The 20,499-nt window shown below is 49.8% G+C and carries 24 protein-coding genes, 1 tRNA gene and 2 pseudogenes; 15 read left to right on the plus strand and 12 right to left on the minus strand.

Annotation, left to right across the window (positions count from 1 at the left end):
- A pseudogene (locus A1WG_RS08030) lies at window positions 1–1,714 on the minus strand (flagellar biosynthesis protein FlhA); the annotation flags it as partial.
- On the opposite strand from A1WG_RS08030, the gene lafU reads away from it, so the two are divergent.
- The 6 genes from lafU (at window position 1,680) to A1WG_RS08005 (ending at window position 6,672) form a co-directional block, all read left to right on the plus strand.
- Window positions 1,680–2,447, plus strand: a complete 768-nt coding sequence (gene lafU / locus A1WG_RS0122070; RefSeq protein ID WP_000207585.1) for a putative lateral flagellar export/assembly protein LafU — start codon at window positions 1,680–1,682, stop codon at window positions 2,445–2,447. The pseudogene A1WG_RS08030 and the gene lafU overlap by 35 nt on opposite strands.
- 135 nt (window positions 2,448–2,582) lie before the next feature.
- On the plus strand, window positions 2,583–3,638 hold the full coding sequence (gene dinB, locus A1WG_RS08025; protein WP_001226159.1) for a DNA polymerase IV: 1,056 nt from the start codon (window positions 2,583–2,585) through the stop codon (window positions 3,636–3,638).
- On the plus strand, window positions 3,635–4,087 hold the full coding sequence (locus tag A1WG_RS08020; protein WP_071990296.1) for a GNAT family N-acetyltransferase: 453 nt from the start codon (window positions 3,635–3,637) through the stop codon (window positions 4,085–4,087). Before dinB ends, A1WG_RS08020 begins: the two co-directional genes overlap by 4 nt.
- A 241-nt stretch (window positions 4,088–4,328) precedes the next feature.
- Window positions 4,329–5,468, plus strand: coding sequence for an RNA ligase RtcB family protein (locus A1WG_RS08015; protein ID WP_024191835.1), 1,140 nt, complete (start codon window positions 4,329–4,331; stop codon window positions 5,466–5,468).
- Complete coding sequence (gene prfH / locus A1WG_RS08010) at window positions 5,465–6,079, plus strand: peptide chain release factor H (protein WP_001515783.1); 615 nt, start codon at window positions 5,465–5,467, stop codon at window positions 6,077–6,079. Before A1WG_RS08015 ends, prfH begins: the two co-directional genes overlap by 4 nt.
- 62 nt (window positions 6,080–6,141) lie before the next feature.
- Window positions 6,142–6,672, plus strand: a complete 531-nt coding sequence (locus tag A1WG_RS08005; RefSeq protein WP_001515784.1) for a metal-dependent hydrolase — start codon at window positions 6,142–6,144, stop codon at window positions 6,670–6,672.
- A 2-nt stretch (window positions 6,673–6,674) separates the two neighbouring features.
- Here the strand turns inward: A1WG_RS08005 and A1WG_RS08000 are convergent, their stop codons facing one another.
- Both A1WG_RS08000 and pepD read right to left on the minus strand, forming a co-directional pair.
- Window positions 6,675–6,917, minus strand: a complete 243-nt coding sequence (locus A1WG_RS08000) for a hypothetical protein (RefSeq protein ID WP_001515785.1) — start codon at window positions 6,915–6,917, stop codon at window positions 6,675–6,677.
- Window positions 6,918–6,975: 58 nt separating this feature from the next.
- On the minus strand, window positions 6,976–8,433 hold the full coding sequence (gene pepD / locus A1WG_RS07995) for a cytosol nonspecific dipeptidase (protein WP_001515786.1): 1,458 nt from the start codon (window positions 8,431–8,433) through the stop codon (window positions 6,976–6,978).
- 260 nt (window positions 8,434–8,693) lie between these two features.
- On the opposite strand from pepD, the gene gpt reads away from it, so the two are divergent.
- The 3 genes from gpt (at window position 8,694) to crl (ending at window position 10,948) form a co-directional block, all read left to right on the plus strand.
- On the plus strand, window positions 8,694–9,152 hold the full coding sequence (gpt, locus tag A1WG_RS07990; RefSeq protein ID WP_001291991.1) for a xanthine phosphoribosyltransferase: 459 nt from the start codon (window positions 8,694–8,696) through the stop codon (window positions 9,150–9,152).
- Between the two features lie 92 nt (window positions 9,153–9,244).
- Entirely contained in the window at window positions 9,245–10,489 is a 1,245-nt protein-coding gene (gene frsA, locus A1WG_RS07985; RefSeq protein WP_001515787.1) for an esterase FrsA, read from the plus strand.
- 57 nt (window positions 10,490–10,546) lie between these two features.
- Window positions 10,547–10,948, plus strand: a complete 402-nt coding sequence (gene crl / locus A1WG_RS07980) for a sigma factor-binding protein Crl (protein WP_000174683.1) — start codon at window positions 10,547–10,549, stop codon at window positions 10,946–10,948.
- Between the two features lie 38 nt (window positions 10,949–10,986).
- Here the strand turns inward: crl and phoE are convergent, their stop codons facing one another.
- On the minus strand, window positions 10,987–12,042 hold the full coding sequence (gene phoE, locus A1WG_RS07975; RefSeq protein ID WP_001515788.1) for a phosphoporin PhoE: 1,056 nt from the start codon (window positions 12,040–12,042) through the stop codon (window positions 10,987–10,989).
- A 287-nt stretch (window positions 12,043–12,329) separates the two neighbouring features.
- Between phoE and proB the strand changes: the two genes are divergently transcribed.
- The 3 genes from proB (at window position 12,330) to A1WG_RS07960 (ending at window position 14,889) form a co-directional block, all read left to right on the plus strand.
- Window positions 12,330–13,433, plus strand: coding sequence for a glutamate 5-kinase (proB, locus tag A1WG_RS07970; RefSeq protein WP_001515789.1), 1,104 nt, complete (start codon window positions 12,330–12,332; stop codon window positions 13,431–13,433).
- Between the two features lie 11 nt (window positions 13,434–13,444).
- Window positions 13,445–14,698, plus strand: coding sequence for a glutamate-5-semialdehyde dehydrogenase (proA, locus tag A1WG_RS07965; protein ID WP_000893291.1), 1,254 nt, complete (start codon window positions 13,445–13,447; stop codon window positions 14,696–14,698).
- A 115-nt stretch (window positions 14,699–14,813) separates the two neighbouring features.
- Window positions 14,814–14,889 (plus strand) — tRNA-Thr (locus tag A1WG_RS07960).
- Window positions 14,890–14,903: 14 nt separating this feature from the next.
- Here the strand turns inward: A1WG_RS07960 and A1WG_RS07955 are convergent.
- From A1WG_RS07955 to A1WG_RS25130, 6 genes and pseudogenes are all read right to left on the minus strand, one after another.
- Complete coding sequence (locus A1WG_RS07955) at window positions 14,904–16,022, minus strand: tyrosine-type recombinase/integrase (RefSeq protein WP_001132557.1); 1,119 nt, start codon at window positions 16,020–16,022, stop codon at window positions 14,904–14,906.
- Window positions 15,944–16,378 carry a helix-turn-helix domain-containing protein gene (locus A1WG_RS25125; RefSeq protein WP_122985431.1) on the minus strand — a complete coding sequence of 145 codons (435 nt, stop codon included), beginning with the start codon at window positions 16,376–16,378 and terminating at the stop codon, window positions 15,944–15,946. The genes A1WG_RS07955 and A1WG_RS25125 overlap by 79 nt, the downstream gene beginning before the upstream one ends.
- The gene (yfdT, locus tag A1WG_RS07950; RefSeq protein ID WP_000206732.1) at window positions 16,294–16,599 is read right to left on the minus strand and encodes a protein YfdT; all 306 of its coding nucleotides are present in this window, start codon (window positions 16,597–16,599) and stop codon (window positions 16,294–16,296) included. Before yfdT ends, A1WG_RS25125 begins: the two co-directional genes overlap by 85 nt.
- Complete coding sequence (locus A1WG_RS07945) at window positions 16,599–16,961, minus strand: phage protein (protein WP_001242749.1); 363 nt, start codon at window positions 16,959–16,961, stop codon at window positions 16,599–16,601. The genes yfdT and A1WG_RS07945 overlap by 1 nt, the downstream gene beginning before the upstream one ends.
- Window positions 16,952–17,488, minus strand: coding sequence for a 5'-deoxynucleotidase (gene yfdR, locus A1WG_RS07940; protein ID WP_000008236.1), 537 nt, complete (start codon window positions 17,486–17,488; stop codon window positions 16,952–16,954). Before yfdR ends, A1WG_RS07945 begins: the two co-directional genes overlap by 10 nt.
- Before the next feature lie 81 nt (window positions 17,489–17,569).
- A pseudogene (locus A1WG_RS25130) lies at window positions 17,570–17,889 on the minus strand (hypothetical protein).
- Window positions 17,890–18,032: 143 nt separating this feature from the next.
- Here A1WG_RS25130 and A1WG_RS07935 point away from each other — a divergent pair.
- Entirely contained in the window at window positions 18,033–18,467 is a 435-nt protein-coding gene (locus A1WG_RS07935; protein WP_000016389.1) for an ECs1072 family phage-associated protein, read from the plus strand.
- Here the strand turns inward: A1WG_RS07935 and A1WG_RS07930 are convergent.
- Together A1WG_RS07930 and A1WG_RS07925 are read right to left on the minus strand one after the other, a co-directional pair.
- A complete protein-coding gene (locus A1WG_RS07930; protein WP_000549623.1) occupies window positions 18,439–18,645 on the minus strand; it encodes a hypothetical protein in 207 nt (68 codons plus the stop codon). The genes A1WG_RS07935 and A1WG_RS07930 overlap by 29 nt on opposite strands.
- Window positions 18,646–18,879: 234 nt before the next feature.
- Complete coding sequence (locus A1WG_RS07925; RefSeq protein WP_000848748.1) at window positions 18,880–19,554, minus strand: LexA family protein; 675 nt, start codon at window positions 19,552–19,554, stop codon at window positions 18,880–18,882.
- Between the two features lie 90 nt (window positions 19,555–19,644).
- Between A1WG_RS07925 and A1WG_RS07920 the strand changes: the two genes are divergently transcribed.
- Window positions 19,645–19,845, plus strand: a complete 201-nt coding sequence (locus A1WG_RS07920) for a helix-turn-helix domain-containing protein (RefSeq protein ID WP_000649477.1) — start codon at window positions 19,645–19,647, stop codon at window positions 19,843–19,845.
- Between the two features lie 43 nt (window positions 19,846–19,888).
- Complete coding sequence (gene ymfL, locus A1WG_RS07915; protein ID WP_000515828.1) at window positions 19,889–20,440, plus strand: protein YmfL; 552 nt, start codon at window positions 19,889–19,891, stop codon at window positions 20,438–20,440.
- Window positions 20,441–20,499: the final 59 nt, after the last annotated feature.

The following is a 20,499-nucleotide window of genomic DNA, read 5'->3' on the forward strand; positions in this document are numbered from 1 at the left end:
TCAACGCCCCCATAATCTTCAACTCCAGCTCATCCGGCACTTCGTTATACGACAGCACATGCAGCCCCGGCGCAAACAACCTTGCGTAGCGCGCCAGCAAAGGGCGTAACTGCGGCGGCACCAGCAGTACCGGGTCTTTCCCCGCCGCTTTCATCTGTTCCTTCACCTGCGGCATCGTACTCTGGAACTGGTTGAGCATATTCGGGTCAACCGGCACGCTGTCGAGCATCACTTTGCCGCCCTGTTGCGCCTGATTCACCACGTTGGTCAGCAGATTTTCCAGCTCATTATTCAGCGTATACACCGTCAGCTCCTGCTTGCGAACGAACGGATGGGTAATACTGCGCCGCAGCGCCAGGCGCACATCGGCCGCCAGCAGAATATGATCCTTGGTCACCGTGCTACTGGCGACCAGCACGGTGGCGATGGTGACGATATCGCGCAGGGAAACGCCTTCGGTCAACAGAGCCCGGTACACCTTCAGCAACTGGCTGTAGTTCAGCGCCGCGCTCAAATCTTCCGCCAGTCGCGGAGCCATCGACGACAGGCGGTTATGCAACTGCGTGATGTCATCATAGTTAAACAAATCAGGAATATAGCTGCGCACAATCTTGTTCACATGGGTGGCAATCACGCTGGCGCTGTCGATCACCTGATACCCCATATTCAGCGCCTTCGCCTTCTGCGCAGGCTGTATCCAGGTCACCGGCATCCCATACGCCGGGTCGTTACCCAGAACGCCATCAATCTCGCCGTAGGTTTCGCTGGAGGGCAGGGCCATCAGTTTATCCGCCGGAATATCCGCTTCATCAGCCTTAATGCCGTTGATGAAAATGGCGTACTGACTGGGCTTGAGGCGGAAGTTTTCCCGAATGCGGATCTCCGGCAACAGCACGCCGTTGCCGTCGGAAATCACCTGCCGGACGCCGCGAATACGCTGGGTGAGCGGGTTGCCCTGCGCTTTATCCACCAGCGCCACCAGTTTGTAACCGAGGCTTAAACTGATAGGCTCGATCAGCGGTATTGTCTCCCAACTGACCTGTTGATCGCTGGTTTCGGTGATGGTGCGGGTCAGCGTTTCGAGGCTTTTCTCTTCCGCCTCCGCCGCCTGCGGGCGTTTGCTCATTCGCCAGCCGGTATAGCCAAGCAGGGCGCTGAACATCAGGAACGGCAGGTGCGGCATTCCCGGCACCACCGCCAGCACAAACATAATTCCGGTGGCGGTGTAGAGCACCGACGGGCTTGCCAGGAGCTGGTTACGCACGTCATGGGCGATATCGCCGTTATCGCTGACGCGGGTGACGATAATCGCCGCCGCCGTGGAGAGCAGCAGGGAAGGGATCTGCGCCACCAGCCCGTCACCGATGGTCATCAGCACATACTGCTGGAAAGCGGCATCGGCGCTCAGGTTATATTTGAAAATCCCGATACAGACACCGCCGATCAGGTTGATCGCCAGAATCATCATCCCGGCGATGGCATCGCCACGCACAAACTTCGACGCCCCGTCCATCGCGCCGTAGAAATCGGCCTCGCTGGCAACGTCTTTACGCCGGGTTTGCGCCTGTGCCTGGTTGATCAATCCGGCGTTAAGATCGGCGTCAATCGCCATCTGCTTGCCGGGCATCGCGTCCAGGGTAAAGCGGGCAGAAACCTCGGAAATACGCTCGGCTCCTTTGGTGACGACGATAAAGTTGATTGTCAACAGCGTCAGTAAATCTGAGCGGGAAAGCATTATCGCCGCGCTGCACGGGCAGTCGATTTTCAACGGCGGTGGATTGTCGCCGTTAAATAAAATTAGCCCGACCCACCCGCCGAAACCCGCTACCGTGGCGGTGCCGGAAGAGACGGAGAAAAAAGTGCGCGATGTGAACGAGAAAACGGCGCTGCTTAAGAAGAAATCCGCCACCGAGCTTGGCGAACTGGCGACCGATATCAACATCATCGCCCGCGATGCGCATATGGAAGCGAATCTGGAGATGGAAATTGTCCCGCAGGGATTGCGCGTGCTGATTAAAGACGACCAGAACCGCAATATGTTTGAACGCGGCAGCGCGAAGATTATGCCGTTCTTTAAAACCCTGCTGGTGGAGCTCGCGCCGGTGTTCGACTCGCTCGATAACAAAATTATTATTACCGGGCATACCGATGCGATGGCCTATAAAAACAATATCTACAACAACTGGAACCTTTCGGGCGACCGCGCGCTTTCGGCTCGTCGCGTGCTGGAAGAAGCCGGAATGCCAGAAGATAAAGTGATGCAGGTGAGTGCGATGGCTGACCAGATGTTGCTGGATACCAAAAATCCGCAAAGCGCGGGTAACCGACGTATTGAGATTATGGTGCTGACCAAAAGCGCGTCCGATACGCTGTATCAATATTTTGGCCAGCATGGCGACAAAGTGGTGCAGCCGTTGGTACAAAAGCTGGATAAACAGCACGGGTAGCAAAAACTACCTCTTGTAGTCTGGACAAGACGTGCCAGCGTCGCATCCGGCGATAAGGGGGCAGATTGCTGAATCTTTACGCATTTCTCAAACCCTGAAAACACTGTATACTTTACCAGTGTTGAGAGGTGAGCAATGCGTAAAATCATTCATGTGGATATGGACTGTTTTTTCGCAGCGGTGGAGATGCGCGACAATCCCGCCCTGCGCGATATCCCTATTGCTATTGGCGGCAGCCGCGAACGTCGGGGGGTGATCAGCACCGCTAATTATCCCGCGCGTAAATTTGGTGTACGCAGTGCAATGCCGACCGGTATGGCGCTCAAATTATGCCCACATCTTACGCTGCTTCCGGGGCGCTTTGACGCTTACAAAGAAGCCTCGAATCATATCCGCGAAATCTTCTCGCGCTACACTTCGCGCATTGAACCGCTGTCGCTGGATGAAGCCTATCTTGACGTCACCGACAGCGTACATTGCCACGGTTCTGCGACCCTCATTGCCCAGGAAATCCGCCAGACGATTTTTAACGAGTTGCAACTGACGGCGTCTGCGGGCGTCGCGCCGGTAAAGTTTCTCGCTAAAATCGCTTCTGACATGAATAAACCCAACGGTCAGTTTGTGATTACTCCGGCTGACGTTCCGGCATTTCTGCAAACCCTGCCGCTGGCGAAAATTCCCGGTGTCGGCAAAGTGTCGGCGGCAAAACTGGAAGCGATGGGGCTGCGAACCTGCGGCGATGTGCAAAAGTATGATCTGGTGATGTTGCTCAAACGTTTTGGCAAATTTGGTCACATTTTATGGGAGCGTAGTCAGGGCATCGATGAGCGCGATGTTAACAGCGAACGCCTGCGCAAATCCGTCGGCGTGGAACGCACGATGGCGGAAGATATTCATCACTGGTCTGAATGTGAAGCGATCATTGAGCGGCTATACCCGGAGCTGGAACGCCGTCTGGCGAAGGTAAAACCAGATTTGCTGATTGCTCGTCAGGGGGTGAAGTTAAAGTTCGACGATTTTCAGCAAACCACTCAGGAACATGTCTGGCCGCGATTGAATAAAGCTGACCTAATCGCCACCGCGCGTAAAACCTGGGATGAACGCCGCAGCGGGCGCGGTGTGCGGCTGGTGGGCTTGCATGTGACGTTGCTGGATCCGCAAATGGAAAGACAACTGGTGTTGGGGTTATGAATAACATATCAATAAGAGACTATCGGCCCGGAGATTTTCAGCACATATGCGCTATTTTCCTTAGAGCGGTTACGATGACGGCTAGCCAACATTATTCTCCGCAGCAAATTGCCGCTTGGGCGCAGATTGATGAAACACGCTGGAAGAAAAAAATCGCGCAATCACAAGTGCGGGTTGCGGTCATTGATGAGCAACCAGTCGGATTTATTACGCTAATTGACCGCTATATCGACTTATTATTTGTTGACCCGAAATACACCCGCCGCGGTGTCGCCAGCGCCTTGTTAAAACCATCGATTAAGTCTGAATCCGAACTTACAGTAAATGCCAGCATAACGGCGAAACCCTTTTTTGAACGTTATTGTTTTCAGGTAGTTAAGCAGCAGAACGTTGAATGCCGGGGAGAGTGGTTGACTAATTTTTATATGCGTTATCAGCAGCCAGATTAATTCCAGCTTGCAATGTAAATATTGCCTGCCTGGTATGTGCGCGTTTTCTTATTCCACAAACTGCAAGGAGGTCAATCATGACAAATTCTTTATCAATGACGCTTTGCAGACCTTTCCAGGATTAATTCTTTTTTTTGCCCTGGATTCGTCTGCCATTTTCTGATTTTTTAATTGTTACTCTTAATAATTTGAGTCGCAGCTCATGCAACTTGAAGTATGATGAGTATAAATGGAATGGTACATGGGCAAATATATTCGTCCTTTATCCGATGCGGTATTTACCATCGCATCCGATGACCTGTGGATCGAGAGTTCAGCGATCCAACAATTACACACCACAGCAAAACTTCCCGATATGCAACGCGTAGTAGGGATGCCAGATTTACACCCCGGACGCGGCTACCCGATTGGCGCAGCCTTCTTCTCCGTTGGGCGTTTTTACCCGGCGCTGGTCGGCAATGATATCGGTTGCGGCATGGCGCTATGGCAAACAGATATCCTTGCCCGCAAATACAATGCCGATAAGTTTGAAAAGCGATTGTCTGCTCTGGATGATGTTGCCGAAGAAAGCTGGCTGGAGGAAAACCTGCCGTCAGCGTTTGCACAGCATCCGTGGCGCAGCTCGCTGGGTTCCATCGGCGGCGGCAATCACTTCGCTGAACTGCAACAGATTGATCAAATCATCAACGCTGAGTTGTTTGCACTGGCTGGTATGGATGCGCGGTATTTGCAACTGCTGGTTCATAGCGGCTCGCGTGGTTTGGGGCAGTCTATTTTACAGCGACATATTGCCTCGTTTTCTCATCATGGCTTGCCAGAAGTCTGTGACGACGCGCTACGTTATATCGCGGAGCATGACGATGCGTTGGCGTTTGCGCGTATGAATCGCCAGATGATTGCTTTGCGTATGATGCAGCAGGTGAAGGCGACGGGAAGTCTGGTTCTGGATGTGGCACATAACTTTATTACCGCGAGTCAAATTGGCGATCAACAAGGCTGGTTACATCGTAAAGGGGCAACGCCAGATGATAGCGGTCTGGTGGTTATCCCCGGCTCACGCGGTGATTTCTCGTGGCTGGTTCAGCCTGTCATTTGTGAAGAAACATTACATTCGCTGGCGCATGGGGCAGGACGCAAATGGGGACGTACCGAGTGTAAAGGGCGTCTGGCGGCGAAATACACCGTGACGCAACTCTCGCGTACTGAACTTGGCAGCCGGGTAATTTGCCGCGATAAACAACTCATCTTCGAAGAAGCGCCGCAGGCCTATAAATCAGCAGAAAGCGTGGTGCAATGCCTGGTACGGGCCGGTTTAGTTAATCCAGTCGCGCGGTTGCGTCCGGTACTGACGCTCAAAAACAGTGGAGGGAAAAAAGGATGATCTTGTTGCAACTCTCCTCTGCCCAGGGGCCAGAAGAATGCTGTCTTGCCGTCAAAAAGGCGCTGGACAGGCTGATTAAAGAAGCTACCCAACAGCGCGTCGCGGTAACGGTGCTGGAAACAGAAACGGGGCGCTACTCTGACACGCTGCGTTCGGCGCTGGTCTCTTTGGATGGCGATAATGCATGGGCATTAAGTGAACGCTGGTGTGGTACGATTCAGTGGATTTGCCCAAGCCCGTATCGACCTCATCATGGGCGTAAAAACTGGTTTCTGGGCATTGGGCGTTTTACCGCTGATGAGCAGGAACAATCAGATGCGATCCGTTATGAGACGTTGCGCTCGTCGGGGCCGGGCGGTCAACATGTCAATAAAACCGACTCGGTGGTGCGCGCCACGCATCTGGCAAGTGGGATTTGTGTGAAGGTACAATCGGAACGTAGCCAGCATGCTAACAGACGGCTGGCGCGATTGCTGATTGCCTGGAAGCTGGAACAACAGCAACAGGAAAATAGTGCGGCGCTGAAATCGCAGCGGCGAATGTTCCATCATCAGATTGAACGTGGTAACCCGCGACGGACGTTTACAGGGATGGCTTTTATCGCTGTGTAATTCAGGAACATGTCCCGCCGTTTTCTCCGTGAAAGCAGCGGGTGAAAACGAAAGGAATCATCATGTTTATCGGTCATCTTCCGGCTGGATATTTAATAAATTGTACTTTAGTAAAACGCTTGCCGCTGATTGCTCGTCATGCGCGGAGGGTGATGGTTATTGGCTTAGTCGGGGCAGTTGCACCCGATTTTGATCTCTTCTGGTGCTATCTGATTGATAGCGGGCAACGTCATCATCATCTTTACCCGTCTCATTGGCCATTGCTATGGTTCACACTTTTGGCTGCGACGCTACTCTGGGCTGGCGTCGCGAAGAATAAACTTCCGCCGTGGTTGGGGGTGATATTTTGCCTGAATGGTATTGTGCATTTATTACTTGATACGCTGGTTGGGGATATCTGGTGGCTAATGCCTTTCGTTAATAAACCGTTTGCGCTATTTCATATTACGGCGGTACATCAGCCGTGGTGGCTAAATTTTTTATTACACTGGTCGTTTTTACTGGAGTTGATATTGGTAACGGCGGCTATTGCTGTGTGGTGCAAGCGTAATGTCAAAATGATGATTGTAAAACGCATGAAAAAATTGTTCTGACGTCAGGCTGCGTAACATATTTCCTTGGGAAATTCTCTCGTGGTTAAATATGTTCTTCTGACTTTGCCCCAGGCTCTGAGCATAAAAAAACTCTGCTTTTCACCTTCAAGCTCTTTCACGGATTTCAGCGCGAAATTTTCTTTGGTGATCAAAAATTCCCCCCATGAAATATGGTCGCAGCTATACAAATATGCGACTTTTTCATGGGTTTCATAATGCTTTGTTATTTCAATGTAAAGCGCCATACAATTCTGCCCTTCATCCTTGAACAGTCCACGCCCGCAGGCGTGGACGTTATCGTTATTACTTCACAGGAATTTCTTTCAGCAGTTCAGTCAGCAGTGTCCAGTAATGACCAACGCTTTCGATATGAACTTGCTCATCCGGAGAGTGTGGACCAGTGATGGTTGGCCCGATAGAAACCATGTCCATTTCCGGATACGGTTTTTTGAACAGACCACATTCCAGGCCCGCGTGGATAATCTGGATGTTCGGCGTCTTGTTGAACAGACGCTGATAGGTTTCCCGTACCAGATGCATCACCGGAGAGTTAGCGTCCGGCTGCCAGCCAGGATATGCGCCTTTCGCTTCGGTCTTCGCGCCTGCCAGTTTACCCAGTGAATCCAGCATGCTCACCACGTAGTCTTTACCGCTGTCGATCAGTGAACGGATCAGACAGTGAATTTCTACGTTGTTGTCGGTCATGGTCACCACACCGACGTTCAGTGAGGTTTCAACCACGCCTTTTGCCACGTCGGAGTTACGGATAACGCCGTTCGGGGTGGCGTTCAACAGGCGAATAAAGGTATCGCGAGATTTAGCAATTAGTGCAGCTTTATCGTTCGCTACAGAGTCCAGCAACAATGCCAGGTTTTTCTCTTTCTCTGCCAGCTCGTTTTTCAGGATATCCTGATAGGTATTCACCAGAGATTTCAGTGCATCGACTTTATCGGTTGCAACAGCGATGGTCGCAAAGGCTTCACGCGGAATGGCGTTACGCAGTGTGCCACCGTTGAAATCGATAAGGCGCAGATCCAGCTCTTCTGCATGACCTGCCAGGAAGCGTACCAACAGTTTGTTGGCATTACCCAGGCCAACGTGGATTTCACCGCCGGAGTGGCCGCCTTTCAGACCTTTTAAGGTTAACTTAAAGGTTTCAAAGCCAGCCGGAACCGCTTCACGATCCAAATGCAGGTTAGAGGTGAAGTCGATACCACCCGCACAACCCATATAGATTTCACCTTCTTCTTCAGAGTCGGTGTTAATCAGAATGTCAGCCTGTAACCAGTTGCTCTGTAAGCCGAACGCGCCATCCATACCGGCTTCTTCGGTCATGGTCAGCAGCACTTCCAGCGGACCATGAACCACGTTGTCATCGGCAAGAACCGCCAGCGCAGAGGCCATACCAATACCGTTATCCGCGCCCAGCGTTGTGCCGCGTGCTTTAACCCATTCGCCATCAATATAAGGCTGGATAGGATCTTTAGTGAAGTCGTGCACGGTGTCGTTGTTTTTCTGTGGCACCATATCGAGGTGAGCCTGCAGGACGACCGGTTTACGGTTTTCCATACCTGCAGTGGCAGGTTTACGAATCAGGATATTTCCCACCTGATCGCGTTCGACATGGAAACCTTTCTCTTTTGCCCAACCTACAATGTATTCAGCAAGCTGCTCTTCGTGGTAGGACGGGTGAGGAATAGAACAGATTTTGGCAAAAATATCCCACAGCGGCTGTGGAGATAATTGAGACAGTTCAGACACGTTAAGTCTCCTTGTCGATCACCCGCAAAACAGTATTGCAGGTCACAGGGTTAGCAGAAAATGTTGTCAGCACAAGTCAGGCTTGCGAGATATGTTTGAGAATACCACTTTATCCAGCGACAGGTAGTAGCAGTGCGCAAAAAGACGCGGACTTATGTGAAATACTGGTTTTTAGTGCGTCAGATCTCTATAATCTCGCGCAACCTATTTTCCCCTCGAACACTTTTTAAGCCGTAGATAAACAGGCTGGGACACTTCACATGAGCGAAAAATACATCGTCACCTGGGACATGTTGCAGATTCATGCACGTAAACTGGCAAGCCGCCTGATGCCTTCAGAACAATGGAAAGGCATTATTGCCGTTAGCCGTGGCGGTCTGGTGCCCGGAGCCTTACTGGCGCGTGAACTGGGTATTCGTCATGTCGATACCGTATGTATTTCCAGCTACGATCACGACAACCAGCGTGAACTGAAAGTACTGAAACGCGCAGAAGGCGATGGTGAAGGCTTCATCGTCATTGATGACCTGGTAGATACCGGCGGTACTGCGGTGGCAATCCGTGAAATGTATCCAAAAGCGCACTTTGTCACCATCTTCGCTAAACCGGCTGGTCGTCCGCTGGTTGATGATTATGTTGTTGATATCCCGCAAAATACCTGGATTGAGCAGCCGTGGGATATGGGCGTGGTGTTCGTTCCGCCTATCTCTGGTCGCTAATCTTTTCAACGCCTGGCTTTGCCGGGCGTTGTTCTTTTTGACGTCAGGCAGGTTACAATAGCTTCCAGTAAGTATTCCTGGAGGCTGCATCCATGACACAGGCTAACCTGAGCGAAACCCTGTTCAAACCCCGCTTTAAACACCCTGAAACCTCGACGCTAGTCCGCCGTTTTAACCGCGGTGCGCAACCGTCGGTGCAGTCGGCCCTCGATGGCAAAAATATTCCTCACTGGTATCGCATGATTAACCGCCTGATGTGGATCTGGCGTGGCGTTGATCCGCGTGAAATCCTCGATGTCCAGGCGCGTATTGTGATGAGCGATGCCGAACGCACCGACAATGATTTATACGATACGGTGATTGGCTACCGCGGTGGCAACTGGATTTATGAGTGGGCCACCCAGGCAATGCTGTGGCAACAGAAAGCCTGTGCGGAAGAAGACCCGCAAGTCAGCGGGCGTCACTGGCTGCACGCTGCTACGTTGTACAATATTGCCGCCTATCCGCACTTGAAGGGCGATGATCTGGCTGAACAGGTACAGGCGTTGTCAAATCGCGCGTATGAAGAAGCGGCGCAACGTCTGCCTGGCACCATGCGGCAGATGGAGTTTACTGTGCCGGGCGGCGCGCCCATCATTGGCTTTTTGCATATGCCAAAAGGCGATGGCCCATTCCCGACAGTATTAATGTGTGGTGGTTTGGATGCGATGCAAACAGACTATTACTCCCTTTATGAGCGCTATTTTGCACCGCGCGGCATTGCGATGCTGACTATTGATATGCCTTCGGTCGGTTTTTCCTCAAAATGGAAACTCACCCAGGATTCCAGCTTGCTGCACCAACATGTTTTAAAGGCGTTGCCAAACGTGCCGTGGGTGGATCACACACGCGTCGCAGCCTTTGGTTTCCGTTTTGGTGCTAACGTTGCCGTGCGCCTCGCATACCTTGAATCGCCGCGTCTGAAAGCCGTTGCCTGTCTTGGGCCGGTGGTTCACACCTTGTTGAGTGATTTTAAGTGCCAGCAACAGGTGCCGGAAATGTATCTTGACGTACTGGCCAGCCGTTTGGGGATGCATGATGCTTCCGACGAAGCGTTGCGCGTGGAGCTGAATCGCTATTCATTAAAAGTGCAAGGATTGTTGGGACGTCGTTGCCCAACGCCAATGTTATCAGGTTACTGGAAGAACGATCCGTTCAGCCCGGAAGAAGATTCCCGCTTAATCACTTCGTCATCTGCCGACGGTAAATTGTTAGAAATTCCATTTAATCCGGTGTATCGGAATTTTGACAAAGCGCTTCAGGAAATCACCGACTGGATCGAAAAACGATTGTGTTAAAAATTTGCTAAATTTTGTCAATTTGGTAAAACAGTTGCATCACAACAGGAGATCGCAATGACGTTACCGAGTGGACACCCGAAAAGCAGATTGATCAAAAAATTTACCGCACTTGGCCCGTATATTCGTGAAGGTAAGTGCGAAGATAATCGATTCTTTTTCGATTGTCTGGCTGTATGCGTCAACGTGAAACCCGCGCCGGAAGTGCGTGAGTTTTGGGGCTGGTGGATGGAACTGGAAGCGCAGGAGTCCCGTTTTACCTACAGTTATCAGTTCGGTCTGTTTGATAAAGCAGGTGACTGGACGAGTGTTCCGGTAAACGATGCAGAAGTGGTTGAGCGACTGGAGCATACTTTGCGTGAGTTTCATGAAAAGCTGCGTGAACTGCTGACGACGCTGAATTTTAAGCTGGAACCGGCGGATGATTTTCGCGATGAACCGGTGAAGTTAACGGCGTGAGTGAAATGTGCCGGATGCTTCGCATCCGGCAATATTAATTAAAACTGATACGTCATCCCAACCGCGACAATATCATCATTATTGATATTCAACTTATTATCGCTATCCAGTTGGTTGATTTTATAATCAACAAATGCTGACATGTTTTTGTTAAAATAATACGTGGCACCAACATCAATATAATTGACCAGATCCTCATCACCGATGCCTTCAATATCTTTCCCTTTTGATAATACGTAACCCAGGGATGGACGCAGACCAAAGTCGAACTGGTATTGTGCGACTGCTTCAAAGTTTTGCGTCTTATTGGCAAAGCCGCCAGAAATTGGCGTCATGTTACGCGTTTCAGAATAGAAGGTTGCCAGGTAAATATTATTAGCATCGTATTTAAGACCCGTAGCCCACGCTTCTGCGCGTTTACCCGTGCCACGGCTTTGCTGATTCTGCTCGTTGGTACGATCAGAGTTGGTATAGGCACCGCTGATAGCGAAATCACTGCCGCCAAAGTCATATGTCAGTGACGTACCGAAGCCATCGCCGTTCTGCTTTTTAACATCGCGGTTTTCGTTTTTTCCTTGATATTGCAAGGTCAGGTTCAGGCCATCAATAACGCCGAAGAAGTCGGTGTTACGATAAGTCGCCAGGCCGCTGGCGCGTTTAGTCATAAAGTTGTCGGTCTGGGCGGAGGAGTCGCCACCGAATTCCGGGAACATATCTGTCCAGGCTTCAACGTCATACAATGCGCCAAGGTTACGACCATAATCGAATGAACCTAAATCTTTATATTTCAATCCGGCAAAGGCGAGACGCGTTTTTTGCTGTGCGGTATCACTCTCCGCTTTATTTCCGGCAAACTCCGCTTCCCAACGACCATAACCGGTCAGTTGATCGTTAATTTGTGTTTCGCCTTTAAAACCAAAACGGATATAACTCTGATCGCCATCTTTACTCTCATTATCACTGATATAATGCATGGCTTTTACTTTGCCATAGACATCCAGTTTATTACCGTCTTTATTATATACTTCTGCAGCTTGTACGGATGCAGATGCCACAATGCCCATCACCACTAATGCCAGAGTGCTCTTTTTCATTTTCATTCCTGATTTTAATTAACGCACAAATATTCAGCGGGAGAGTCCCGTTGGAAACAGGAAAGTTTTTAACCTGAGATTGTTAAAGATATATTACAGATTAATAATATTCTTAAAATGTGGTAATTTATTAAATCTGTAATAAAAGCGTAAACAACGGCTGCTACGCTTGCTGATCCCGCGCAACAAAACGCCATGCTTTGCTCGCAGATGGTTGGCAACCGGCGACAGTCCTGCTAAAACGTTCGTTTGATATCATTTTTCCTAACATTGAATGGCAGAGAATCATGAGTGACAGCCAGACGCTGGTGGTAAAACTCGGCACCAGTGTGCTAACAGGCGGATCGCGCCGCCTGAACCGTGCCCATATTGTTGAACTTGTTCGCCAGTGCGCGCAGCTACATGCCGCCGGGCATCGGATTGTAATTGTGACGTCGGGCGCGATTGCCGCCGGACGTGAGCACCTGGGCTACCCGGAACTGCCAGCGACTATCGCCTCGAAACAACTCCTGGCGGCGGTAGGGCAGAGCCGACTGATTCAATTGTGGGAACAACTGTTTTCAATTTACGGTATTCACGTCGGGCAGATGCTGCTGACGCGTGCAGATATGGAAGATCGTGAACGCTTCCTGAACGCCCGCGATACCCTGCGTGCGTTGCTCGACAACAACATCGTTCCGGTAATTAATGAGAATGATGCTGTCGCTACGGCAGAGATTAAAGTTGGCGACAACGATAATCTCTCGGCGTTAGCGGCAATTCTGGCCGGTGCCGATAAACTGCTGCTGCTGACCGATCAAAAAGGTTTGTATACCGCAGACCCGCGCAGTAATCCTCAGGCGGAACTGATTAAAGATGTTTACGGTATTGATGATGCGCTGCGCGCGATTGCCGGTGACAGCGTTTCAGGCCTTGGAACCGGCGGCATGGGCACCAAGTTGCAGGCGGCTGACGTAGCCTGTCGTGCGGGTATCGATACCATTATTGCCGCGGGTAGCAAGCCAGGTGTCATTGGCGACGTGATGGGAGGTATCCCGGTTGGTACGTTGTTCCATGCCCAGGCTACTCCGCTTGAAAACCGCAAACGCTGGATTTTTGGCGCGCCGCCAGCGGGTGAAATTACTGTAGATGAAGGGGCGACCGCCGCTATTCTTGAACGCGGCAGTTCCCTGTTGCCGAAAGGCATTAAAAGCGTGAGTGGCAACTTCTCCCGCGGTGAAGTCATCCGCATTTGCAACCTCGAAGGTCGCGATATTGCTCACGGCGTTAGCCGCTATAACAGCGATGCATTGCGCCGTATTGCCGGACACCACTCGCAAGAAATTGATGCAATACTGGGATATGAATACGGCCCGGTTGCCGTTCACCGTGATGACATGATTACCCGTTAAGGAGCAGGCCGATGCTGGAACAAATGGGCATTGCTGCGAAGCAAGCCTCGTATAAATTAGCGCAACTCTCCAGCCGCGAAAAAAATCGCGTGCTGGAAAAGATCGCTGATGAGCTGGAAGCACAGAGCGAAAGCATCCTCGATGCTAACGCCCAGGATGTTGCTGACGCGCGTGCCAATGGCCTTAGCGAAGCGATGCTTGACCGTCTGGCGTTAACGCCCGCGCGCCTGAAAGGCATTGCCGACGATGTGCGGCAGGTGTGTAATCTTGCCGATCCGGTAGGGCAGGTGATTGATGGAGGTGTGCTGGACAGCGGTCTGCGTCTGGAGCGTCGCCGCGTGCCGCTGGGTGTTATAGGTGTAATTTATGAAGCGCGTCCGAACGTGACAGTTGATGTCGCTTCGCTGTGTCTGAAAACCGGTAACGCGGTGATCCTGCGCGGCGGCAAAGAAACCTGTCGCACTAACGCTGCAACGGTAGCGGTGATTCAGGACGCCCTGAAATCCTGCGGTTTACCGGCAGGCGCAGTGCAGGCGATTGATAATCCGGATCGCGCACTGGTGAGTGAAATGCTGCGCATGGATAAATACATCGACATGTTGATCCCGCGTGGTGGTGCTGGTTTGCATAAGCTGTGCCGCGAGCAGTCGACAATTCCGGTGATCACTGGCGGCATTGGCGTCTGCCATATTTACGTTGATGAAAGTGCTGACATTTCTGCAGCCCTGAAAGTGATCGTCAACGCGAAAACCCAGCGTCCGAGTACCTGCAATACGGTAGAAACGTTGCTGGTGAATAAAAACATCGCTGATAACTTCCTGCCTGCGTTAAGCAAGCAAATGGCGGAAAGCGGCGTGACGTTACACGCCGATGCTGCGGCACTGGCGCAGTTGCAGGCAGGATCTGCGAAAGTGGTGGCTGTTAAGGCGGAAGAGTATGACGATGAATTCCTGTCGTTAGATTTGAACGTCAAAATCGTCAGCGATCTTGACGACGCCATCGCCCATATTCGTGAACACGGGACGCAACACTCCGATGCGATCCTGACGCGTGATATGCGCAATGCCCAGCGTTTTGTCAATGAAGTGGACTCCTCTGCTGTTTACGTTAACGCGTCTACACGTTTCACCGACGGCGGTCAGTTTGGTCTTGGCGCGGAAGTGGCGGTAAGCACGCAAAAACTCCACGCACGCGGACCAATGGGGCTGGAAGCGCTGACCACCTACAAGTGGATCGGTATTGGTGATTACACCGTTCGTGCGTAAATAAAACCGGGTGATGCAAAAGTAGCCATTTGATTCACAAGGCCATTGACGCATCGCCCGGTTAGTTTTAACCTTGTCCACCGTGATTCACGTTCGTGAACATGTCCTTTTCAGGGCCGATATAGCTCAGTTGGTAGAGCAGCGCATTCGTAATGCGAAGGTCGTAGGTTCGACTCCTATTATCGGCACCATTAAAATCAATAAGTTACACATCATTAGTACCTTCCTTATTTTTTGACTGGGACAAATTTGGGACCGATGGGTTCAGGATCGAGTCTATTTGCCGTGCGTGTTCGGTAAGGTGATTAGGTGCAAGGTGAGCATATCGACGAACCATTTCGATAGACTCCCAGCCTCCCATTTCCTGTAACACTGACAACGGGACTCCGGCTTGAACCAGCCAACTTGCCCAGGTGTGTCTCAAGTCGTGAAATCTGAAATCATCAATACCAGCCCGTCTCAGCGCCGCTTTCCAGGCTGTGTTTGCGTCATACCGCATCTTCCTTACTGTTGGCGCTTTCGTTCCGTCTGGTTTGGTACAGCTTTCCTTGTACACAAATACCCAACGGTGATGATTCCCGATTTGTTTTTTCAATACGCGACATGCAGTATCATTCAGCGCAACGCCAATTGCGCGGTTTGATTTACTCTCTTCCGGGTTTATCCATGCCACCCGGCGCTGCATATCTATTTGTTGCCATTCAAGGTTGATGATGTTCGAGCGTCTTAAGCCTGTTGCCAGTGCAAATTCAACAACAGACTTTAATGGCTCCGGACATTCATCAATCAGCCTTTGTGCTTCATGGGGCTCCAGCCAGCGGATCCGTTTATTCTTTGGTTGAGGCACTTTAATAATTGGTGCCTTATCCAGCATTTTCCATTCACGCTCTGCGGCTCTTAGTAGGGCCTTTATAAATGAAAGATGCGTAGCCTTCGTTGCAACGGACGCTGGTTTTGGCGTGTATTCTGGAACAGGTTTCCCTTTTTTTCTGCATGCTTCTGCCCTGAGTTTCCAGTTTTCCTCATGACGCCGGTTCGTCATTTTCTGCATTGCTGAATAAATTTTTGATTCAGTAATGTCTCTTAGTTGCATTCCTGCGAAATGTTGAAGCCAGAATCCGATCCGGCTTTTGTCATCGTCCAGTGATTTTTTATGTGCTTTCTCTTCAAGCCACCTGACACAAGCTTCCTCGAACGTTATATCAGGTATTTCACCAAGTTTGCTGACCCGCCATGCTTCAGCCTTTAGCTTGTCATGGAGTTCTGTCGCCTGCCTTTTGTCCTTTGTTCCAAGAGACTGTTTAAATCTTTTACCGTTCGGCAATGTGAAACTGGCGTACCATATTTCACCTCTGCGGAAGAGTGACATTTTCTTTCCTCTGTTATGCCATCACCCGCGCTCACCTGGACAGTATGCAGCGGAGACTGAAGAGCCGCAATGCAGGCTTGTCGTGTTGTGAGGTAAGGAGATTTATTCTTAGTGGGATCTTTGCGTGTTGCCTGAAGACGCCCTGTGCGTATCCAGTTAATGGCAGTCGGTCTGGATATCTTGAGAAAATGACAGGCCTCATCGAGTGTGAGGCTGTATGGCTCCATTATTTCACCTCTTGTTGTGACATTGTTGAAAAATGGATACCAGCTCGTTGCTGCCAGACGATCCAACCGAGAGTCATATCCCATGCCATGTATTCGTTATCGCCGTTTTTTGCTCTCCGACGATCTACTAAGTCACCGAAACGCTTTTCCATGAATAATTCATAAGCTTCGCGTTCATCTGGTTCTACTTCCAGAGATAGGAGTGCGATTTCATAAGCACGGCGCTCAATATCGTCTCGCACGTCAAGGCTGCTGATACGCTCTTTAATTTCTTTAATCAGTTCTTTGTCGGTAAAAGTGGTCATTATGCTCCAGCCTCCGGTGCTTTTGGCATTACTGCCCAGTGAGTGATATTGACGTTTTCAAGGTCCCCGACCTGAAATGTCCACTGCCATTCTCCGGTTTCTTTTTGTCCCCAGGTGTACCAGAGAGAACGCCAGCCAATTAGCCAGCCTTCTCCGTTAGCATCGAATAACAAAACACTTTCATTTGCTGGTGGCAGTTCAGTTGACACTGGTATTACTTTGTTTTCCTGTGCTGCACATTTAGCTTCAAGCGCATCGAATTTACGCACCAGGTATTCAGCATCCGTTTCATTCACTTTCAGATCTCGCGGTACACATCTCCCACGAAGAAACCCTTCCATTTCGAAAACATTCATGCGCATTTGCGTAACTCCGATAATTCGTTAAAGCGTTCCATAAACATCCCGTAGGCATGGCCTGGAGCCAGTGGAATCACGTTGAACATCTCTGTTGCCGGGATACCTTCCAGCACAGGCCAGAAAGAGCCATCATCAAGCCCGAGATCGCGGCGTTCGGTTGCCAGCATAATGAGATCGGCATATTTCACTGGCGTGCTCATAACAGGAGGTAACCCGTATTTCTCACGGATTACGGCGTCTATTTTTTCTTCCATCCGTTTATAGTCAGGAAGAAGTCGTTTCAGTGGTGCGGGGATGTCCTGGCAATATGCTTCTGTTGCATCATGCATTAAAGCTTCAAAAGCAAATTCCTGCGGCACCAGCTGGCTGCAAAGCACCGCATGTTGGGCGACACTGTAGAAGTGTGAAAGATGTCCTGCAAAGCGACAGATATTTGAAAGGGAAACCGCGATATCGTTAATAACGATGTCGTCTTTATTTATCCTGTCATAATAAAAATGCTTCCCGGAAAAAGTTTTAATAAATGACATTTTGTTCTCCACGTATATGCGCTGCACCGCGCTGAATTCCGGTAAAAGGAAGCCCTCACCGTCCGGCGATTATTGAGTCAATTACATTTCCATAAATGCCCCCGTAGGGGCGGTTAGTTTCTCCACAAAACAGAGAAGAACACCTGCGGTGGCAGCCGCCCGGATGGATTGGGTTATGAGCCCGTCGTCCGGTGATGCTCTTCTCTGTTTTGTAAAAAGGACGGTACCAGCCGGAAGCAAGGGTACAAGCTGGTACCGCCAAGACTACACACAGCATAAAGTTGTGGTGCCGGGTGCCTCCCGGTGCCTGGCGAAGGTTGCACACCAGGCGGGTGGGTATCCACAGAAGGTCGACTGTCAGCCTCAACCTTAACCCGCGTGCGCTGAGCCGCATTCACCACAACGCTAAGGATTCTCTCTGGTTGAAAATACTTAGCTGTTATGTGCCTGCTTTTAGCCACATCAGGCGAGGTGGACCTAGTTATTCCCCAACAACAAGGATTCGGTTAATCTGGTTATCCCCAACAACGCAAAAGGAAAAGAAATGTCCGGTAATATCTATACGCTGTACAAATCCCACTGTGAAAATGTTGGAAAGTATCGGGGCATTGAAATCAGTGGGGTAGTGTCATCAGTCGAAATAAGCAAAGTTGAATCAAGGGCAACATTACTTACTCTTTTGGACCTTGTCTTACATGAGCACCGGAAGAAATTCGGCACTCCCTATAATCAGTTGAATGGGAAAAAGGCTCTGGTTCACCTTATTCTGATGAAGCATCACTGGATGCCAAAACAGATTAATGAGATGAAATTTGATGAACTTCTTCTTTCAATTCAGGATGAACTCACACTTGATAAAATAAGCGTAACCGCCCAGAAATTTTTAGATTATCGAGACTGGAGATCACAAATTCATCACTTTGATGATTTTGACGAAAATGAATGGGATCCTAATTTGTCTGCACAATATCTAAAGTAACATCCTGTGATAAAACCGTGATTTCCTGATCCAGTTTTTTTAAGGAGTCTATTGTTTCCTGTCGATAAGACAGCACTTCACGAAGCTGGTTTATAGCTGCCAGCTTCTTTGTCATCCACTCATAAATTTCCTCATCTGTGTAGCCAGGCGCGACGATTTTGGGTTCTGTTTTGTGCATTTCACATCTCCTCAAGTTATCAGTTACTTGTTGATGGGGACCAGATTGTTAAAGAGCTAAGCGTCCTGTAGGGCGCTTTTTTGTTGCTAACGAATCATCCTGGACTTCATATGCCCCAGGCGGCTACTTCGTGGGCGTCCTGCCTGTTCGTTGTTTCGCTTGGGTACATTATGTATCTCAAAGGTACATTGTCAAGTATAAAAAAACCTGCCGAAGCAGGTTCATAAACATTGATTAGGCTTTGATTTTGTATCTTCTTGGTTTTCCTGAGAAAATCACTGTACCAATTATAGAGCAATTACCGTTGATCTTAATGTAAGGCTCAGGCCAGTTTGGGTTTAACGCTTTGAGATAACGCTGTGTCCCATCTTCTATCAACCTTTTGAAGGTGGTTTCACCTGTATCGTGCATCAATGCAATAACGTCGTCACCGTGGCAGGCAGGTACTTCAGGATCGACAAAAATCATGTCTCCCGGGCGGTACTCATCAATCATTGAATCACCTATCACCCGCAAGATATAAGTCATTTCCCCACAGGGTACAGGGCAGGGATACGTTTCTGCTGTGCTCAAATCAACCTCAGAATATCCAACTTCTTTCCATGCTCCGGCCTGTACCCATGATATGACAGGGACTAATGTGATTTGTTTATTAGTGATTGAAACATCAGGTTTTTTTGTGATGTTCGTTGTCTGGTGTTCTTGATCGAGCCATCCGACAGGCAGGTCGAAACATTTTTCGATGTGTCGTGCCATGCTGTCACCGATATTTTTAGTAGCACCATCTCCCATAAACCTGCTGGTCTGGGTTGGCTCGCGATCAATCATAGTGGCAAAGGAAGAATTCCCGCCAACACCATCTCTCAGTTTTCTGGCGTTAGACCGCCGGATGTCATGGATTGTTTTCATAACGAAATTAAAACCCTTGTACCGTTAAGGTACAAGTATCTTGAAGGTTCATTTCAATCATGTAATATGTACACCGGAGGTACATATTGTATGAAAGCGTATTGGGACTCTTTAACCAAAGAACAGCAGGGCGAGTTGGCCGGAAAAGTTGGCTCAACACCTGGCTACTTACGGCTGGTTTTCAATGGCTATAAAAAAGCCAGTTTTGTGCTGGCTAAAAAACTTGAGCAATGCACGTCAGGTGCAATTACGAAATCTGACTTAAGACCGGATATCTATCCGAAAGATTAGCAGAACACTTTCAATTTTTAACCACAGAACGATGAGGCTAATCGTGGGTAAGCATCACTGGAAAATAGAAAAACAGCCTGAGTGGTACGTGAAAGCTGTCAGAAAAACTATCGCGGCGTTGCCGGGTGGTTACGCTGAAGCGGCTGACTGGCTCGATGTAACAGAAAACGCTTTATTCAACCGCCTTCGTGCAGATGGCGATCAGATTTTCCCGCTGGGATGGGCAATGGTTTTACAGCGTGCTGGTGGCACTCACTTCATTGCTGATGCTGTGGCGCAGTCTGCAAATGGCGTCTTTGTGTCTCTTCCTGACGTCGAGGATGTGGACAACGCCGATATCAACCAACGCCTGCTGGAGGTCATTGAACAGATCGGCAGTTATTCAAAACAGATTCGTTCAGCAATTGAAGACGGTGTAGTGGAACCGCATGAGAAGACAGCAATTAACGACGAGTTGTACCTCTCAATTTCGAAGCTGCAGGAGCATGCAGCACTGGTCTACAAAATTTTTTGCATTTCAGAAAGTAATGACGCCCGCGAGTGTGCAGCTCCGGGCGCCGTGGCGTGTCGTGACTGTGGAGAAACTAACGCATGAACAGTTTAACAACACACTACCGTCGCTCGCAACTGATTGCGCTTCCTGTACCGGGTGGA

This window comes from Escherichia sp. KTE96 (genome assembly GCF_000408525.1).
GTDB classification, from domain to species: Bacteria; Pseudomonadota; Gammaproteobacteria; order Enterobacterales; family Enterobacteriaceae; genus Escherichia; species Escherichia marmotae.

Bases quoted from the DNA above. Each gene is read 5' to 3' on its own strand.
- A1WG_RS07925 (WP_000848748.1), bottom strand. From the start codon at position 19,554: ATGAAAACAATCCATGACATCCGGCGGTCTAACGCCAGAAAACTGAGA.
- A1WG_RS08000 (WP_001515785.1), bottom strand. From the start codon at position 6,917: ATGGCGCTTTACATTGAAATAACAAAGCATTATGAAACCCATGAAAAA.
- A1WG_RS07920 (WP_000649477.1), top strand. From the start codon at position 19,645: ATGAAAGCGTATTGGGACTCTTTAACCAAAGAACAGCAGGGCGAGTTG.
- A1WG_RS07935 (WP_000016389.1), top strand. From the start codon at position 18,033: ATGTCCGGTAATATCTATACGCTGTACAAATCCCACTGTGAAAATGTT.
- A1WG_RS07930 (WP_000549623.1), bottom strand. From the start codon at position 18,645: ATGCACAAAACAGAACCCAAAATCGTCGCGCCTGGCTACACAGATGAG.
- crl (WP_000174683.1), top strand. From the start codon at position 10,547: ATGACGTTACCGAGTGGACACCCGAAAAGCAGATTGATCAAAAAATTT.
- gpt (WP_001291991.1), top strand. From the start codon at position 8,694: ATGAGCGAAAAATACATCGTCACCTGGGACATGTTGCAGATTCATGCA.
- yfdT (WP_000206732.1), bottom strand. From the start codon at position 16,599: ATGACCACTTTTACCGACAAAGAACTGATTAAAGAAATTAAAGAGCGT.
- proB (WP_001515789.1), top strand. From the start codon at position 12,330: ATGAGTGACAGCCAGACGCTGGTGGTAAAACTCGGCACCAGTGTGCTA.
- frsA (WP_001515787.1), top strand. From the start codon at position 9,245: ATGACACAGGCTAACCTGAGCGAAACCCTGTTCAAACCCCGCTTTAAA.
- yfdR (WP_000008236.1), bottom strand. From the start codon at position 17,488: ATGTCATTTATTAAAACTTTTTCCGGGAAGCATTTTTATTATGACAGG.
- phoE (WP_001515788.1), bottom strand. From the start codon at position 12,042: ATGAAAAAGAGCACTCTGGCATTAGTGGTGATGGGCATTGTGGCATCT.
- prfH (WP_001515783.1), top strand. From the start codon at position 5,465: ATGATCTTGTTGCAACTCTCCTCTGCCCAGGGGCCAGAAGAATGCTGT.
- A1WG_RS08020 (WP_071990296.1), top strand. From the start codon at position 3,635: ATGAATAACATATCAATAAGAGACTATCGGCCCGGAGATTTTCAGCAC.
- proA (WP_000893291.1), top strand. From the start codon at position 13,445: ATGCTGGAACAAATGGGCATTGCTGCGAAGCAAGCCTCGTATAAATTA.
- A1WG_RS08015 (WP_024191835.1), top strand. From the start codon at position 4,329: ATGGGCAAATATATTCGTCCTTTATCCGATGCGGTATTTACCATCGCA.
- dinB (WP_001226159.1), top strand. From the start codon at position 2,583: ATGCGTAAAATCATTCATGTGGATATGGACTGTTTTTTCGCAGCGGTG.
- A1WG_RS07945 (WP_001242749.1), bottom strand. From the start codon at position 16,961: ATGCGCATGAATGTTTTCGAAATGGAAGGGTTTCTTCGTGGGAGATGT.
- A1WG_RS08005 (WP_001515784.1), top strand. From the start codon at position 6,142: ATGTTTATCGGTCATCTTCCGGCTGGATATTTAATAAATTGTACTTTA.
- A1WG_RS25125 (WP_122985431.1), bottom strand. From the start codon at position 16,378: ATGGGATATGACTCTCGGTTGGATCGTCTGGCAGCAACGAGCTGGTAT.